This is a genomic window from Bradyrhizobium cosmicum, from assembly GCF_007290395.2.
GTDB lineage: Bacteria > Pseudomonadota > Alphaproteobacteria > Rhizobiales > Xanthobacteraceae > Bradyrhizobium > Bradyrhizobium cosmicum.
On sequence record NZ_CP041656.2, the window covers coordinates 7,169,014 to 7,184,719 of the forward strand.

Sequence of the window (15,706 nt, forward strand, 5' to 3'; positions counted from 1 at the left end):
CGTGGGAGCGCCGCGCAATGCGCTTTTCTTCTCCCGTGATTTCGAGGACAATCCCGCCATAACAACGAGAGACGGCGGTCCAACGAGGCCGCCGCGAGGGAGGAGTTTCGATGTCGCGATTCGGGCTGAAGACGATTGCCTTTGCTACCATGTTTGCAATCACGGGCGCGGTGCTCGCGACCGCCGCCGGCGCGCAGGATTATCCCATCAAGCCGATCACACTGATCGTGCCGTGGCCGGCGGGCGGCTCGACCGACATCTCGATGCGCGCGATCGCCGACAGCGCCTCGAAGGTGCTGGGACAGCCGATCGTCATCGACAACAAGGCCGGCGGCGGCGGCACGGTCGGGCCGGCGACAATGGCAGCGGCAGCGAAGCCCGACGGTTACACCATCTCGCAGATCCCGATCACCGTCTTCCGCCTGCCCCTGATGCAGGAAGTCTCATGGGATCCGGCCAAGGACTTTACCTATATCATTCACCTCACCGGCTACACGTTCGGCGTGACCACCAGCGCGGAGTCGCAGTTCAAGTCCTGGAAGGACGTGGTGGAGTTCGCCAAGGCGAATCCAGGCAAGGTGACCTATGCCACGCCGGGTACGGGCACCTCGCTGCATATCGGCATGGAGCAGATCGCGGCCATGTCGGGCATCAAGCTCACGCAGGTGCCGTTCAAGGGCGGCGCGGAGACCAATGCCGCGGTGCTCGGCCAGCATACCATGCTGCAGGCCGATTCCACGGGATGGCGACCGCTGGTCGACGCAGGCAAGCTGAAGCTCCTGATGGTGTGGACCGGTGCGCGGTCGCCGAACTACCCTGATGTGCCGACGCTGAAGGAGCTCGGCTATCCCATGGTCTACGATTCCCCGTTCGGCATTGCGGGCCCGAAGGACCTGGACCCCAAGATCGTCGCCAAGCTGCACGATGCCTTCAAGAAGGCGATCGAAGACCCCGCGGTGATCGCGACACTCGCCAAATACGACATGGTGCCGAACTACAAGAACACCGAGGACTACAAGAAATTCGTAGTCGAGGTCACGGAATCCGAGCGCAAGGTCATCGAGAGCCTCGGGCTTGCGAAGAAGTAGGACTGAGCCCGTTTCGTATCCCGGACGCGGTGCAGCGCTTCTTCGGCGCTGCGCCGCAGAGCCGGGACCCACTCTTCCGTCCGACACTCATGGCCCCGGCCGTGCAGCACATCACGTCGTGCTGCGCTGCGTCCGGGGCACGAGAGAGCATCGATGAACGACCAAACCAACGTCAAGCTCCGCCTCAACAACTCCGAACTCTGGGGCGGGCTGATCGGGCTCGGGCTCGGCGGCTTCGTGATCTGGCAAGGCTTGAAGCTGAAGCTCGGCACCATCAACGATCCCGGCTCCGGCTACGTGCTGTTCTACACGGGCATCCTGATGTGCGTGTTCGCGGGCTCCATCATCGTCTCGGCGGTCACCGAGGGCGGCGCGACGCTGGCTTCGCGATGGGAGAACGTGAGCTGGAGCAAGCCGCTTCTCGTCATCGTTTGCCTCATCGCGTTTTCGTTCGCCTGGAGCCGTTGGGATTCCTGCTGTCGTCGATCCCGTTGCTGCTGCTGCTGTTGCGATTGATCGATCCCGTGCGCTGGACACTCGCCATCCCGATCGCCGTGCTGGTGCCATCAGGCATGTGGTGGGTGCTCAAGCGCCTGCTCTTGATCCAGTTGCCCTCGGGCCTGTTCGGGATCGGTTGACCTCATGGATACGCTTCTCAACGTCGCGCACGGGTTCGGTGTCGCGCTGCTTCCGATCAACCTGCTCTATTGCTTCATCGGCGTCTTCATCGGAACGCTCGTCGGCGTGCTGCCCGGCATCGGGCCGATCTCCGCGATGTCGCTGCTGCTGCCCGTGACGCTGTCGGGCACGCCGGAATCCGGCATCATCATGATGGCCGGGATCTATTACGGCTCGATGTATGGCGGCTCGACCACCTCTATCCTTGTCAATATCCCCGGCGAGGCGGCCTCCGTCGTCACCTGCATCGACGGCCACCAGATGGCGAAGCAGGGCCGTGCGGGCCCTGCGCTTGGTATCTCCGCCTTCGGCTCCTTCATCGCCGGCACGTTTGCGCTCCTCGCGCTGATGCTGGTGGCGCCGAGGCTCGCCAGCATCGCGATCGCGTTCGGTCCGGCCGAGTATTTCAGCCTGATGGTGCTTGGCCTCGTGGTGCTCACCTTCCTCACCCAGGGCTCGATGCCGAAGGCGCTGCTGATGGCCTGCATCGGCGTCGTGCTCGGGCTGATCGGGCTCGACAGCATCACGGCGCAGCCGCGGCTGACATTCGGCCGCATGGAGCTGATCGACGGCATCGGCCTCGTGCCTGTAGTGATGGGCCTGTTCGGCGTCGCCGAGGTCCTGCTCAACACCGAACAGGCGATCAAGCGCGACATCATCAACGCCAGAATCACGCAGCTGCTGCCCAACAAGGCCGACTGGCAGGCGAGCGCCGGCCCCGTCGCACGCGGCACACTGCTCGGATTCCTGCTCGGCATTTTGCCGGGCGGCGGCGCGGTGGTGGCCTCGTTTGCGTCCTACGCGCTGGAGAAGCGGCTGTCGAAGACGCCTGAGCGGTTCGGCCATGGCGCGATCGAAGGCGTTGCGGGCCCGGAATCCGCTAACAATGCGGCGGCCGGCGGCGCGTTCATTCCACTGATGACACTGGGCATCCCGCCGAACGTGGTGATGGCACTGCTGCTCGGCGCCTTCGTCATCCACGGCCTGCAGCCGGGGCCGCTGCTGATCACGCAAAACCCCGGCCTGTTCTGGGGCATCGTCGCCAGCATGTATATCGGCAACGTCATGCTGCTGATCCTGAACCTGCCGATGATCGGCATGTGGGTCCAACTGCTCAAGCTGCCCTACAACATCCTTTTCCCCCTGATCATCCTGTTCACGATCCTGGGCGTCTACTGCTCGAGCAACAACGTGTTCGATGTCTACGTGATGATCGGGTTTGGCATCGTCGGCTATTTCATGCGCAAGCTCGGCTACGAGCCGGCACCTTTGGTCCTCGCCTTCGTGCTCGGGCCGATGCTGGAGAACAATCTGCGCAAGTCGCTGATCCTGTCGCAGGGCGATCTCTGGACCTTCGTGCAGCGGCCTATCTCGGCCGCCTGCCTTGCACTCGCGCTGGTGCTCCTGGTCGCACCGCTGTTGCCGTCGCTGCGCAAGAAGCGCGAGCTGGTGGCGCTGGATGAGGGCGCGTGAACGTCTTCTTTCGCAGCGTTCGTCAAAACAACCCCATGCACAGTAGAAGGGGGGTTGATTCCAAAGGGGAAATTTTGACGTGAGCCGCTACCCCGCGGCAGGCAGCACGCTGTCCGGCGGCGGGCTCCAGGGGCGCTCGGCCGAGGCGAGCCCGATCAGGCGGCCCTGGATGTAGTCGCAGCCCCAGTCGCGCAGCATGTTTGCGGCGTCCTCGTCCTGGACCCACTCGGCCACCGTCTTGATGTCGAGGCGGCGGGCGAGGTCGATCAGGGTCTGCACGAAGGCGCGATCGTCGGCGGAATGGGTGATATTCTGCACGAAGGCGCCGTCGATCTTGACGATGTCGACGCCGAGCTTGCGCAGGTTTCGGAACGAGGTGTAGCCGGCACCGAAATCATCGATGGCAATGCGGCTGCCGAAGTTCTTCAGGCGCGTGACGAAGCCGCGGACGTCCTCGATGTCCTGGATCGCGACCGTCTCGGTGATCTCGACGATCAGCCGTTCGGCAACGCCGGGATGCGCGTGCATGAGCGATTCGATGCTGGCCCACCAGTCCGGATCCATCGTCGTATCCGGCGAGATGTTGAGGCTGAGGCAGATGTCGGGCGCGGCCGCGAGCTCGGCGACCACGAGCTCGAGCACGCGGTGATCGACGAGGCGGATCAGGCCGAGCCGCTCGGCGACCGGCACGATGTCGGGCGCGAGCAGCACCTGGCCGCCGCCCTGGTCCATCCGCACCAGGCATTCATGAAACGCGCGTTCGCGCGAGGCGGCCGACACGACCGGCTCATAGGCGAGTTTGATGCGGCGCTCGTTGAGCGCCGTGACGATCTCGTCGGTGACGCGGATGTTGACACGGCGCTGTGCGTCGCGCGCGGCATCCGGACGCCATGCCGCGAACGAGCCGGCACGGCGGCGCTTGGCGGCGTCCAGCGTCTCATGGGCGCGATTGACGGCCTCGTCGGTGTTGCGGGCATAGCGCGGCATGCTGACCGCGCCGATCGAAGTGGTGACCGAGACCGGTCCGGATTTGGTCGGCACCACCTCGTCGCGAATGCCGGCAAGGAAACGCTCGGCGGCGACGTTCATGTCGTCGACGGTGCAGTTCTTCAGGATCAGGCCGAACTTGTTGCCTGAGAAGCGTCCGAGCACATCGCCGCCGCGCAGCCGCGCGCGAATACGCTTGGCAACGTCGAGGATGACGGCGTCGGCGACGTCGAAGCCGAAGGCATCATTGACTCGGGCCAGATGATCAATGCCGACCAGCATGAAGGCCGCGGTCGAGCGGAAGCGGGTCGTCTCCTCGATCGCCTCGGCCAGAGCCGCAATCAGGTGCGAGCGGTTGAGCTCGCCGGTCAGCGGATCGAGCCGGGCGAGCTTGGTCAATTCCTCGTCGCGGGCATGACGCTCGTTGTTGATGCGGACGGAGCCGATCGCGCGGACCGGGCGGCCGTCGGCGCCGGCAAACCAGCGTCCGGTCTCCTCGATCCAGACCACGGGATCGGAGGCGCTCATGCGCACGCCGTACTCGACCCGGTAGGGCGTGCCATCGGCACCATGCACCGCCGAGGTTTGCGCCAGCGCCGCGGTCCGCAGCGATTGCGCGGGCTCGATCAGCTTGGCGAATTCGGCGCCGGTCGCCAGGCGCTCGGCCGGGATGCCGGGGAAGATGGCACTGGCCTGCTCACCCCAGACGATGACGTCGCTGGCGATGTCCCAGGCGAACACGGCCTGACCGAGGGCGGCCAGGATGTCGGAGGCTTGCGGCAATGCAGGGGTCAAAATCGCCTCGTTTCGGGACAGCGGGGGGTCCTGGGCCGGGACAGAATACGGCCAGATTCGCTTCCAACCCTAGGCAAAGTTCATAAACAATTTGGAAACCACGTTTTGCGGCGTCTCGGAACCAAGCCGGCCCGGCCGGCATAGGCCTTGCGAGTACATGACACGCAGCGGTGCCAGCGTCTCGAAATGCGACAGGCTTCGCCGGATCAACGGTGATTTGCGATGTTGAGTACGGATCGATCGGACCAGGTGGACCACGGCCCGGGCACTGCCCTGGTGCCGCAACTGCCGACGTTGCAGTGGGTCAACAAGGCCCCGCTACCGCGGCCCGATCCGAGCTTTGTCGCCCAGCTGATTGCCAATGCCGAGCACCTGCCCCAGACCAGCCAGCTGCGCCGCGCCTCTTCCGAAGACGCGCAAATGGCCTATGGCAGCAAGCGCCCGCTTCCGAGCGTCACCGCGCGCACGCGGCAGGTGGCTTAAAGGAGATCAGCGCGGCGGCTCGTCGGAAGACGGCTGCGTACCGCTGCCCGGCTGCAGATGCGGCGAGGGAATTTCCGGCGAAGGCGGGTTCACCGGCTTCGGCGCGGGGTGATCCATCAGGACGGATTCGGCAACCGACTGCGCCGAGGGCGCGGGCGTCTCAACCACTGGCGGCTGCGGCGCGTTCACCGGCTCGAACCTGGGATCCGCCACGGCCTCATCGGGCGGCACTGGGGCCTGACGCTTGGCCTTGCGCGGTGCCGGCACCGTCGTCTCGGCGACATAGGTGACGCGGCGGCGCGTGCGCTGGGCGATGCCGCCGAAGAAATCGGCCATCGCAAGCAGCACCAGCAGGAAGTAGGTGGAGTTGCCGAATTTGGGCCACATCACGAATTCGGCCGCGGCGGCGCCGAACACGATCAGCGACAGCAGGTGATCCATCAGGAATTTGGAGCCGGGCCGGGCGCCTTTGACCACCTCCAAAAGCAGCAGCACGATACCGAGCGCGAGCATCACGTCGGCGAGCGTGACCGGCCAGGCTTCGCCCGTGATCATCGGCACCTTGAACAGCACGTCCGTAAAGGACACGCTCGGCATCAGGAAGGCGATGATGTTGTAGACCGCGAGCGGAATCAGGAGCAGCGGGAAACCGACCATCGGCGAAATGCCTTCTCGATCAAGATATCCAGACAGGACAATGCGGCGGCGGAGCATTGGCTCCGTCGCCGTCACTGTCATATCTCAAGGGTTGGCCGAAATCAGGCAGGCAAAATCATCCTGCCCAGGAAATCCCGCCAGGGAAAAGTCCTGCCTCAGGACTCTTTCTTCTTCAGGACCTGACGGCCCTTGTACATGCCGGTCTTGAGGTCGAGATGGTGCGGACGACGGAGCTCGCCGGAGTCCTTGTCTTCCACATAGGTCGGCTTCTTGATGGCGTCTGCCGAGCGGCGCATGCCACGACGCGACGGCGAGGTTTTTCTTCTCGGAACGGCCATTTCAGTATCCTCTAGGGATTGGTGTTTTCAGGGCATCGTCCGAGGGACGGCTCAGCACCCCAACGGGGCGAGCAAATGCCGATCAAGGCCGGGCTTATAGAGGAAGGCTGGTCGTAAAGCTAGGGTTCTGGGCCGGAAATTGCGCCCGAAAAGGGCTCAAAATCAGCGAGTATCCCGCCAGCAGGTCAAAAGTGAGCTGGCCTGCGACCTTGCCACATAGGTCCCCGCCAGCCGCCGGACGCCCGGCCCCGGGGTCCTGGCGCTGCGTTTGACCGGATTCGGCAGGATCGAGGCCAGAAGTGCCGCCTCCCGGGGGGAGAGGTTCGCCGCCGACTTGCCGAAGGCATAGGCGCTGGCCGTCTCGACGCCAAACTGCCCCTGCGGCCCGAGCTCGGCGATGTTGAGGTAGATTTCCAGGATCCGCGCCTTGGGCAGGACCAGGTCGATCCACAGCGCCAGCGGGAACTCCAGCGCCTTGCGGACGAAATCCCGCCCCTGCCAGAGGAACAGGTTCTTGGCCACCTGCTGGGTGATGGTGGAGGCGCCGCGGAAAGCAGTGCCGTCCTCCTGCGCGTCGTCGATCGCTTCGCGCAGCGCGCCCCAGTCGATGCCGTGATGCTTGCAGAAATGGGCGTCCTCGGCCGCCACCACCGCCCGCGGCAGTGAGGGCGACATGGCCGCCAGGTCGATCCACTCCCGCTGCATCGGCGCGCCGCGGAGCGAACGCCAGGCCATCAGCGTCGAAACCGGATGGCCGGCGCGGTAGAACGGGGCGATCACATAGGGGGTGAGAGCTACGAGCGCGACCAGCAGGAGGAGGATTTTAACGATGCGCAAATCGACCTTTCCGGCGCAAAATAAATGCGGCCACGGATCCCGGCATTAAGTCTGTGATAATTCGGGCCTTTTCCAGCACTTTTTAGGCCTTCCAAACGATTGACTGAGGCGGGCTCATAAAGGATTGTCCCGCCGAATTTTAGTTCTGGAGCCCTTCTTGATGACCGGCACGTCCCCGTCCGATTTCGCCAAACGTCTGGACAAGACCGCTGATGATACCGAGGCCCTGCTCGCGCGGCTCTTGTCGGACGACATCCTGCACGATGAGATCGCCCGGCCCAAGCGACTGATGGACGCAATGCGCTATTCCAGCCTGAATGGCGGCAAGCGCCTGCGGCCGTTCCTGGTGGTCGAGAGCGCAGCCGTGTTCGGCGTGCCGCGCGAAGCCGCACTGCTCGTCGGCGCGGCGCTGGAATGCATCCACTGCTATTCGCTGATCCATGACGACCTGCCGGCGATGGACAATTCGGACCTGCGCCGCGGCCGCCCCACCCTGCACAAGAAGACCGATGACGCCACCGCGATCCTCGCGGGCGACGGCCTTTTGACGCTCGCCTTCGACATCGTCACCCGCGACGAGATCCATCGCGACGCCAATGTGCGGCTGCTGCTGACGCGCGCGCTGGCGCGCTGCGCCGGCATTGGCGGCATGGTCGGCGGCCAGATCCTCGATCTCGCCGGCGAAGGCCGCTTTGGCGGCAACGAGCCGATCGACGTCGCCCGCATTCAGCAGATGAAGACCGGGGCGCTGCTGCGTTACGGCTGCATCGCCGGCGCGATCCTCGGCCAGGCCTCGCAAAAGGAATACCAGGCGCTCGACGATTACGGCCGCGCCCTCGGTGAAGCCTTCCAGATCGCCGATGACCTGCTCGACGTCGAGGGCGACGCGGCCGCGCTCGGCAAGCCGGCCGGTGCCGATGCCGCGCTCGGCAAGACCACCTTCGTCACCCAGCTCGGCATCGAAGGCGCCAAGCAGCGCGTGCGCGATCTGCTCGCGCGGGCCGACAGCGCAGTGTCGATCTTCGGCGACCGCGCCGCCGTGCTGCAAGCCGCCGCGCGGTTTGTCGCCGAGCGGAAGAACTGACGTCGCGGACAATCTTCACCTCGCCCCGCTCGCGGGGAGAGGTCGATATTCAAGCGCAGCTTGAATATCGGGTGAGGTGGACTCTCCGCGAGTCCAACTCTCACCGTCCTTGCGGAGGCTCCCCCTCACCCCAACCCTCTCCCCGCAAGCGGGGCGAGGGAGTAGATCACCGCTGCGGCAGCAACGAGAGCCAGCGAGAAAGCCGTAGTCATCATGACCACTGACAAAAAAGAAGATCCCGCCCTCGTCCGCTTCCGCCAGATGTCGCGGCCGATGCGGCTGATCTATGCGCGGCCACGGACCTTCATCTCGCTCGGCGTCGGCATCCTCGTCTGCCTGCTTTTGCCGGGCTCGATCCGGCTGACGACGCGGCTCGTGCTCGGCTGGGACGCGCTGATCGCGGTCTATCTGGTGCTGGTCTATGTGATGATGCTGTGCAACGATCACGAGCACATCCGCCGCAGCGCTGCGATGCAGGACGACGGCCGCTTCGTGATCCTGCTGGTGACAGCGATCGGCGCGTTTGCGAGCATCGCAGCGATCGTCGCCGAGCTCGGCAACCATCGCGGCGCCACAGAGCTGACGATCGCAATCACCACGATCGCGCTGTCCTGGGCGGCCGTGCACACCACCTTCGCCCTGCACTATGCTCATGACTATTATCTGCACCCGCCCGGCGGGTTGCAGTTCCCCAGCGGTGACAAGGAAGATCACGCCGACTATTGGGACTTCGTCTATTTCTCGTTCGTGATCGGCATGACCGCGCAGGTCTCCGACGTCGGCATCACCGACAAGACCATCCGCCGCACCGCCACCGCGCACGGCATCGTGTCGTTCATCTACAACACGGCCTTGCTGGCGCTGACGGTGAACATCGCGGCCAGCGCGATCTCGAACTGACGTCGCCCCGGTCTTCCGGGGCGCCGTCAACGAATGGTGCGAGACCTAGTTGCACACCTCGGCATTGGCATCGTTGCCGGGGCCGCCACCGCCGCGATATTCAAGATGGCAGCCGCGGTTGACGGGACGGCAGCCGCCGCCATTGCAGTAGACCTGCCCGCCACCCGCAGCACGGCTTGCGCCGGCTGCAGCACCAGCCGCGGCGCCGATTCCGCCCATGCCGCCGTAACCGCCTGCAGCGCCGACCTGCCGACGCTGCCGCGCGGGACGATCTTCGCTGTCCTCACGCCGCGAGGTCGCGGGCTTGGAAGCCGGCGGCTTGGCGGCGCGCTTCTTCTCGCATTCATTGTCGTCGTTCAGCGCAAAACCGTCACCACAGACGATCTTCGTGCACTTGTCGCCGTCGGCCTTGAAGCCGTGCTCGCACACCAGCGGACAGACCCGCGACGGCTTTGACTTGACCGTGTCGAGCGCATCTGTGCTCGCCACCTTCACGTCGAGCTTGGTGCCGGCATAGCGATTGAACTGCGACAGCGACCGCTGCGCGGACGTGTTCCAGTTGCCGTCGGCCTGGCCAGAGAAGCAGCCGACGCGGCCGAGCTCGGTCTGCACCGACCGGTTGAGATCGGCGGGCGCAGTCGCGGGCGTCAACGAGGCGACGTTGGTGCCAGCGGGGCTGGCCGTGGTGGCCGGGGCAGCGCTCGGCGCCGCGGCGGCCAGATTGACGCGCTGCTGCTCGGCGGCAGCGGCCTGCTGCTGCGCCTGCTCCTTGACCTTCTGCGCGGTCAGCTGCGCCTGCTCGGCAGCTTTCGCATCGGCCGCGGCCCTGGCCTGCGCATCCTTCTGCGCGCCAAGCGCGGCAAGACGATCCCGCTCCGCCTCGGCCTGCTTCGCCTTCTCGGCGGCAGCCGCATGGGCCTGCTCGGCGCCGATCTTTTCGAGCTGAAGCTTGGCGAGGCTCGCATAGAAGCCGTCGGGATGCTGGGCGAGAAATGCATCCCATGCCGGCCTGTTGCCGACCTGGAGCGCGAGCTCGTAATCGCGGCGGATATCGGCCTGCGGGTTCGCCACCGGCGCCGCCGGGGCTGCTGCCACCACCTTGACCGGCACCAGCGGCACGTCTTCGCCGCCGAGCGAGCCGTACACGAACGGCTCCTGCTTGTTGCCGGTCGACTTGAGCACTTCGTCGCGCACGAAGCCGAAGGCGCGGCGGACATCGAGGCCCGGCGTCGTCAGATGCTTCGACAGCGCGACGGTAAAGGGACTGTTGGCGCCGTCGCCGTCCTGCGCCGTGAAGCCGGCCTTGGCCGAATAGGCAATCAGCGTGTTCGGGCTGGTCGGCTCGACCTGGGCGAGGCCACGGCCGATGCCGCGCGAGGCGATCGTGCGCCGCATGGTCTTGCCGAAGGGATTGTCGCGGCAGGCATCCAGGATCACCAGGCGAAGCTGCTTGGCCGGCTCGACCGCGACCAGGACGCGGTCGAGCGAGAGCGCCTCGTCGAAAACGTCGGTGTCGCGCTCGAGCCTGGCATCAACCGGGATCAGATAGTTCGAGCCTTCGACCTCGATGCCGTGCCCGGCATAATAGACCACGGCGATGTCGGCACCGCGGGTTGCATCAGCGAATTCGCGCAGCACACGCCGCGTGTCCAACGCCGACAGATCGTGCCGGGAATCGACGATGTCGAAGCCGGCCTCTTTCAGGGTCCTCGCCATCACCGAACCGTCGTTGACGGGATTGGTGAGCGACGGCGCGTGCTGATAGGCCGAATTGGCGATGACCAGCGCGACGCGCTTTCCGGCGAACGCGGGCCCGGCGCCGAACAGCAGCGCGGCAGCGAGGAGGAGCGGGCAAAGTCTGAGCAAATTGCGCATGACACGACTTCCACGAGTTCAGGGCAGTTCAAGCCCCTTTGGGACCGCTTTAGCAAAACCCACCGCCGGCGCTTGTGATGGAGGTCACGAAGGCGGCGCCGGCGACTGGCCGAAAGACCCCTTTGGTTTGTCGCGCCAGCCCGGTCGGGGTTCGCCGGGACATGGGCGTGTGGGCCGGGTTCCCGTCAGGCATCCCCGATATGCCCCCGATATTGCGGCAGGTCGTCCGTGATCTCATGCCAGGGCGCTTTCGAGCCCACGAAAATATGGGCGCTCGGCCGGATCGAGGGGGCATCGACCAGGGTTCCCATGGCGACATGGACCCATTTCCCGTCGCGCACCCGGGAATAAAGCAGCGAGCCGCAGCGGGCACAGTGCGCATCATGGGTGGTGGCGTCACCGTAGATGAGGCGCTGGTCCTCACCCCGGACGAGACGGAGCTGGTCCTGCACAATTCCGGCGAAGGGCTTGAAGGCGGAGCCGGTGGTGCGGCGGCAATTCGAACAGTGGCAGTTCATCGCGTAGGAAAACGCATCGGCCACCTCATAGCGCACGGCGCCGCAATAGCATTCGCCGGTGAGGATGCGAGCGTTCGAATTTTCTGATCCGGTCATGGCGACGCCTTGGCGCAAATGGCTGACACAACCATAGCGCATTCTGATGTCTACGACTAAGTTCGCCCCAATCCATCAGCCAAAGGGAGGACCCATGAGCCAGAATCGTTCAAGCGTCGAAGCCGTCGTGCAAAGCTATTTCGACGGACTCTACGAGGGCGATGCCGAAAAGCTCGGCGCCATCTTCCACCCCTCCGCCGATTTGCGCTGGGTCGAGAAGGGCGAGCTTCAGGTGCTGACCGTGCCGGATTGGCTCGACCGCGTGCGCAAGCGCCCCTCCGGCAAGGCCGAAGGCAAGCCGCGCGAGGATTTCATTGTCACCATCGACCGCTCCGACGACAAGACCGCTTTCATCAAAGTCCGCTGCCAGCTGCCACCGCGTTTCTTCACCGACTATCTGGTGGCGATGAAGCTCGCGGACGGCTGGCAGATCGTGTCGAAGTCGTATCGGTATGACCTGAAGGAGTGAGGGGGCGCCTCTTCGCTCTGCCCGCAGTTTCGGACGCTCTGTCCATATCCTCCGTCATTGCGAGCGCAGCGAAGCAATCCAGAATCTTTCCCCAGAGACAGGCTGGATTGCTTCGCTGCGCTCGCAATGACGATGTCTGAAAGCTCCCCATGCCTCTCGACCGCCGTTCCCTGCTCGCCTCGCTGTGCTGGATGGCCGCTTCTCCCGTGCTCGCCGCGGACGCGCTACCCGAACTCGAATCCTACGAGCGCGACAGCGGCGGGCGGATTGGACTCTATGCCGAGAACCTTGCGACCGGCGCAAAGCTGAGCTGGCGGGCCGATGAGCGCTTCGTCATGTGCTCGACCTTCAAGGCCTCGCTTGCGGCTTGCGTGCTGGCGCGAGTCGATCGCGGCGAGGAGCACCTTGCGGCCATGATCCCTTATGGCAAGGCCGACCTGCTGGACTACGCGCCAGTCGCCAAGCAAAACCTCGCGACCGGCAGGATGTCGGTCGCCGAGATGTGCAAGGCGATCGTCGAGCTCAGCGACAACACCTGCGCCAATTTGCTGCTGGCGCGGATCGGCGGGCCCGCCGCGCTCACGACGTTCTGGCGATCGCTCGGCGACGCCACCTCGCGGCTCGACCATAATGAGCCCGAGCTCAACCGCTCGCCGCCCGGCAATCCCCACGACACCACGACGCCGGCGGCGATGGCCGGCAATCTGCGGCGGCTGGTGACGGGCGAGGCATTGTCACCGGCCTCGCGCGCGCAGCTCACCGAATGGATGGTGGGCTGCAAGACCGGCGCGAACCGGCTGCGCGGCGGCCTGCCGGCGAACTGGACAATCGGCGACAAGACCGGCAACAACGGCAAGGATGCATCGGGCGACATCGCGGTGGTCTGGCCCAACACCAGTCCGGATACGCCGATCCTGATCGCGGCCTATACCCAGGGCGGCGCCCCCAACGCCGCGCAGATCGAGGCCGTGTTCGCGCGGATCGGACGCATGGTAGCCGAGCGGCTGGCGTGAGCCGGCCGCATTGACCTTGCGGGCGCTTCCGGGTCAAGACAGACCATCATGGAAGTGAAGTTTCAGATCTTTCTCATCCTGCTCGCCGTGCTGGCCGGCACGGCGCTCGCCGCACGCCGCTTCAACGTCGCGCCCGCCATCCTCCTGATGCTCGTGGGCGTCGGCCTCGCCTTCGTGCCGGGCATGCCGCCGGTTGAGTTGCCGCCGGCATTGGTGCTGCTATTGGTGCTGCCGCCGCTGATCTACTCGGCAAGCGTCGCCATGAGCTGGCGTGAGTTCAGGAACAACCTTCGCCCGATCGTGCTGCTCGCGGTCGGCGCGGTGATCTTCACCGCGGCGATGGTGGCGGCCGCCACGCATTATCTGATCGGCCTGCCCTGGACCATCGGCTTCCTGCTCGGGGCCATCGTCGCGCCGCCCGACGTGGTGGCGCCGCTCGCGATCGCGCGCCGGCTGCACATGCCGCGCCGGATCCTGGTCATCCTCGAGGGCGAAGGGCTCGCCAACGACGCCACCGCGCTGATCCTCTACCGTTTTGCGCTCGCCGCCATCATGGTCGGGCATTTCTCGCTGCCGCTCGCGGCCGGCGAGTTCGTGCTGATCGTCGCCGGCGAGATCGCCTTTGGCATCGGCGTCGGCTGGCTCTCCCTGCGCCTCCGCAAATGGGCGAAAGATCAGCAGATCGAGCTGACGTTGTCGCTGATCACGCCCTACGTCTCCTACTGGCTGCCCGAGCATGTCGGCGGCTCCGGGGTGATCGCAACGGTGGCCTGCGGGCTCTATGTGAGCTGGAACGGCCCGCTGCTGATCTCGTCGGCGACGCGCCTGCAGGGCATCTTCTTCTGGGACCTCGTGATCTACCTGATCGAAGGCCTGCTGTTCCTGCTCACCGGCTTCCAGATGCGCGCGCTCTACGAGAAGTCCAAGGCATTTCCGCTCGACGACATCATGATCGCAACCGCCGTGGTCATGGTCGTCATCGTCCTCGCGCGCTTTGCCTGGCTTTACCCGGCGATCTATCTGCCGCGCATTCTCAGCATGTCGCTGCGCAAGCGCGATCCGTCGCCGCCATGGCAATGGGCATTTACCCTCGCCTTCACCGGCGTGCGTGGCGCGGTGTCGCTCGCGGCCGCGCTGGCGCTGCCGTTCACGCTGCCGGGCGGCGAAGCCTTCCCGTATCGCGACCTGATCCTGTTCGTCGCCTTCGGTGTCATCTTCATCACGCTGATCGGCGTCGGCCTGACGCTGCCGCCGGTGGTGCGCTGGCTCGGCATCGCCGAAGCCGGCCGCAACGAACATGTCGCCGAGCACGAAGCCGAGATCGCGGCGCGGCGCCGGGCCCTCGACGCCGCGCTGAAGTCGCTCGAAGCGTTCACCGCGAAAAAGGACATCTCCGACGAGGTGATGCGACTCCTGCGCGCGCGCCACGAAATTCGCTTCAGCCAGCTTCCCGATTCGCTCGATCCCGCCCACCACGACGTCTCCGCCGCAGGCACCGCGCTGACCCGCGAGCTGATCGCCGCCGAACGCAAATTCATCCATGACCTCCTGCGCGACGGCCAGATCACCGACGAAACAAGGCGCCGGATCGAGCGGGATCTTGATCTGGAGGAGGCGAGCCTCGCGAACCGCGAGTATCAGGGAGCGCCGCTGTAGCCTTCCGTTGCGATCTACCGCTTTTCGCAGAACTCTCCGACCGCCGCGGCCACCGCTCCTGCGATCAGCTCATGCCGCTCCGATGAGTTCAACGCCATTTCCTCGTCGCGGTTGATGATGGAGCCGGCTTCGAGCAGCACAGCGGCGCTGCGCGTTTGCGACAGCACGACGAGGCCGTCATAGCGGTAGACGCCGACATCCTTGTCGAGCAACTGGCGCCGGTAGCGGCCCATCACCGGCAAGGTGTACTGGCTGGCATAGCGCAGGCCCTGTTCCTTCAACTGCCGTCCGATGATCCGGGCCAGCGTCAGGCTGGTGGTGAAGTGTGGATTGCGCTCGGATACGAACAAGGAATGGCCGGAGAAGCGATCGCTGAAATAGCTCTTTGCGCCGTCGAATTCCCAGATATCGAGCAGCTTGTCCGGCACCGAGTCGTGATGGATCGACAGGAATAGATCGGCCCGGCCGTCATTCGCGGCGCTGACGCGCTTGACGAGGCTCGCCTTGGCCTTGCCGTCCGTGACGAGCAGGCGGGTGGCCGCAAAGCCCTCGGACTTGAGCTTCGCCGCGACGAGCCTTGCAAGACGGAAGTTGAAGCCGAATTCCGGATCGTTGCGCGCGCTCAACGCGCCGTAGGATTCCGGGGTGTGCCCGACATCAAGGACGATCCGGAATTTCGGCGGTTCGCACCTGGCCTGTGTTTCCGGCGGCTTCGATCTCGCCTTTGCAGCCTTCCGCATCCCGGCCGCCTGGCTATCG

Annotated in this window: 15 protein-coding genes and 1 pseudogene; 9 read left to right on the forward strand and 7 right to left on the reverse strand. The window is 65.3% G+C overall.

The features are described 5' to 3' along the window. Nucleotides 1–110 precede the first annotated feature (110 nt). The 3 genes and pseudogenes from FNV92_RS34115 (at nucleotide 111) to FNV92_RS34125 (ending at nucleotide 3,239) form a co-directional block, all read left to right on the forward strand. Complete coding sequence (locus tag FNV92_RS34115; protein ID WP_143842787.1) at nucleotides 111–1,088, forward strand: tripartite tricarboxylate transporter substrate binding protein; 978 nt, start codon at nucleotides 111–113, stop codon at nucleotides 1,086–1,088. A gap of 153 nt (nucleotides 1,089–1,241) precedes the next feature. Then, nucleotides 1,242–1,726 (forward strand): annotated as a pseudogene (locus FNV92_RS34120) (tripartite tricarboxylate transporter TctB family protein). Between the two features lie 4 nt (nucleotides 1,727–1,730). Then, nucleotides 1,731–3,239, forward strand: coding sequence for a tripartite tricarboxylate transporter permease (locus tag FNV92_RS34125; RefSeq protein WP_143842786.1), 1,509 nt, complete (start codon nucleotides 1,731–1,733; stop codon nucleotides 3,237–3,239). Nucleotides 3,240–3,326: 87 nt separating this feature from the next. Here FNV92_RS34125 and FNV92_RS34130 read toward each other — a convergent pair whose 3' ends face one another. Further along, complete coding sequence (locus FNV92_RS34130) at nucleotides 3,327–5,021, reverse strand: bifunctional diguanylate cyclase/phosphodiesterase (protein ID WP_143842785.1); 1,695 nt, start codon at nucleotides 5,019–5,021, stop codon at nucleotides 3,327–3,329. A gap of 222 nt (nucleotides 5,022–5,243) precedes the next feature. On the opposite strand from FNV92_RS34130, the gene FNV92_RS34135 reads away from it, so the two are divergent. Beyond that, nucleotides 5,244–5,504, forward strand: a complete 261-nt coding sequence (locus FNV92_RS34135; protein WP_015689295.1) for a hypothetical protein — start codon at nucleotides 5,244–5,246, stop codon at nucleotides 5,502–5,504. Nucleotides 5,505–5,510: 6 nt separating this feature from the next. Here FNV92_RS34135 and FNV92_RS34140 read toward each other — a convergent pair whose 3' ends face one another. From FNV92_RS34140 to mtgA, 3 genes are all read right to left on the reverse strand, one after another. Further along, nucleotides 5,511–6,161, reverse strand: coding sequence for a hypothetical protein (locus FNV92_RS34140; RefSeq protein ID WP_168213418.1), 651 nt, complete (start codon nucleotides 6,159–6,161; stop codon nucleotides 5,511–5,513). A gap of 155 nt (nucleotides 6,162–6,316) precedes the next feature. Continuing rightward, complete coding sequence (gene rpmF / locus FNV92_RS34145) at nucleotides 6,317–6,499, reverse strand: 50S ribosomal protein L32 (protein WP_007598106.1); 183 nt, start codon at nucleotides 6,497–6,499, stop codon at nucleotides 6,317–6,319. Nucleotides 6,500–6,661: 162 nt separating this feature from the next. Continuing rightward, nucleotides 6,662–7,336: a monofunctional biosynthetic peptidoglycan transglycosylase gene (mtgA, locus tag FNV92_RS34150; RefSeq protein WP_143842783.1), complete on the reverse strand. Its 675-nt coding sequence runs from the start codon at nucleotides 7,334–7,336 to the stop codon at nucleotides 6,662–6,664. Nucleotides 7,337–7,496: 160 nt separating this feature from the next. Here mtgA and FNV92_RS34155 point away from each other — a divergent pair, with 160 nt between their 5' ends. Both FNV92_RS34155 and FNV92_RS34160 read left to right on the forward strand, forming a co-directional pair. Next, a complete protein-coding gene (locus FNV92_RS34155) occupies nucleotides 7,497–8,420 on the forward strand; it encodes a polyprenyl synthetase family protein (protein WP_143842782.1) in 924 nt (307 codons plus the stop codon). A 213-nt stretch (nucleotides 8,421–8,633) separates the two neighbouring features. Beyond that, nucleotides 8,634–9,320: a DUF1345 domain-containing protein gene (locus tag FNV92_RS34160; RefSeq protein WP_143842781.1), complete on the forward strand. Its 687-nt coding sequence runs from the start codon at nucleotides 8,634–8,636 to the stop codon at nucleotides 9,318–9,320. 45 nt (nucleotides 9,321–9,365) lie between these two features. Here FNV92_RS34160 and FNV92_RS34165 read toward each other — a convergent pair whose 3' ends face one another. Next, complete coding sequence (locus FNV92_RS34165) at nucleotides 9,366–11,195, reverse strand: caspase family protein (protein WP_143842780.1); 1,830 nt, start codon at nucleotides 11,193–11,195, stop codon at nucleotides 9,366–9,368. A 185-nt stretch (nucleotides 11,196–11,380) separates the two neighbouring features. Next, nucleotides 11,381–11,809: a GFA family protein gene (locus FNV92_RS34170; protein WP_041749125.1), complete on the reverse strand. Its 429-nt coding sequence runs from the start codon at nucleotides 11,807–11,809 to the stop codon at nucleotides 11,381–11,383. Nucleotides 11,810–11,903: 94 nt separating this feature from the next. Here FNV92_RS34170 and FNV92_RS34175 point away from each other — a divergent pair, with 94 nt between their 5' ends. From FNV92_RS34175 to FNV92_RS34185, 3 genes are all read left to right on the forward strand, one after another. Further along, a complete protein-coding gene (locus tag FNV92_RS34175) occupies nucleotides 11,904–12,278 on the forward strand; it encodes a nuclear transport factor 2 family protein (protein ID WP_143842779.1) in 375 nt (124 codons plus the stop codon). Between the two features lie 149 nt (nucleotides 12,279–12,427). Beyond that, nucleotides 12,428–13,291 carry a class A beta-lactamase gene (gene bla, locus FNV92_RS34180; protein ID WP_143842777.1) on the forward strand — a complete coding sequence of 288 codons (864 nt, stop codon included), beginning with the start codon at nucleotides 12,428–12,430 and terminating at the stop codon, nucleotides 13,289–13,291. 48 nt (nucleotides 13,292–13,339) lie between these two features. Next, on the forward strand, nucleotides 13,340–14,947 hold the full coding sequence (locus FNV92_RS34185; protein WP_168213417.1) for a Na+/H+ antiporter: 1,608 nt from the start codon (nucleotides 13,340–13,342) through the stop codon (nucleotides 14,945–14,947). Between the two features lie 14 nt (nucleotides 14,948–14,961). Here FNV92_RS34185 and FNV92_RS34190 read toward each other — a convergent pair whose 3' ends face one another. Then, nucleotides 14,962–15,687: an N-acetylmuramoyl-L-alanine amidase gene (locus FNV92_RS34190; protein ID WP_143846132.1), complete on the reverse strand. Its 726-nt coding sequence runs from the start codon at nucleotides 15,685–15,687 to the stop codon at nucleotides 14,962–14,964. Nucleotides 15,688–15,706 lie beyond the last annotated feature (19 nt).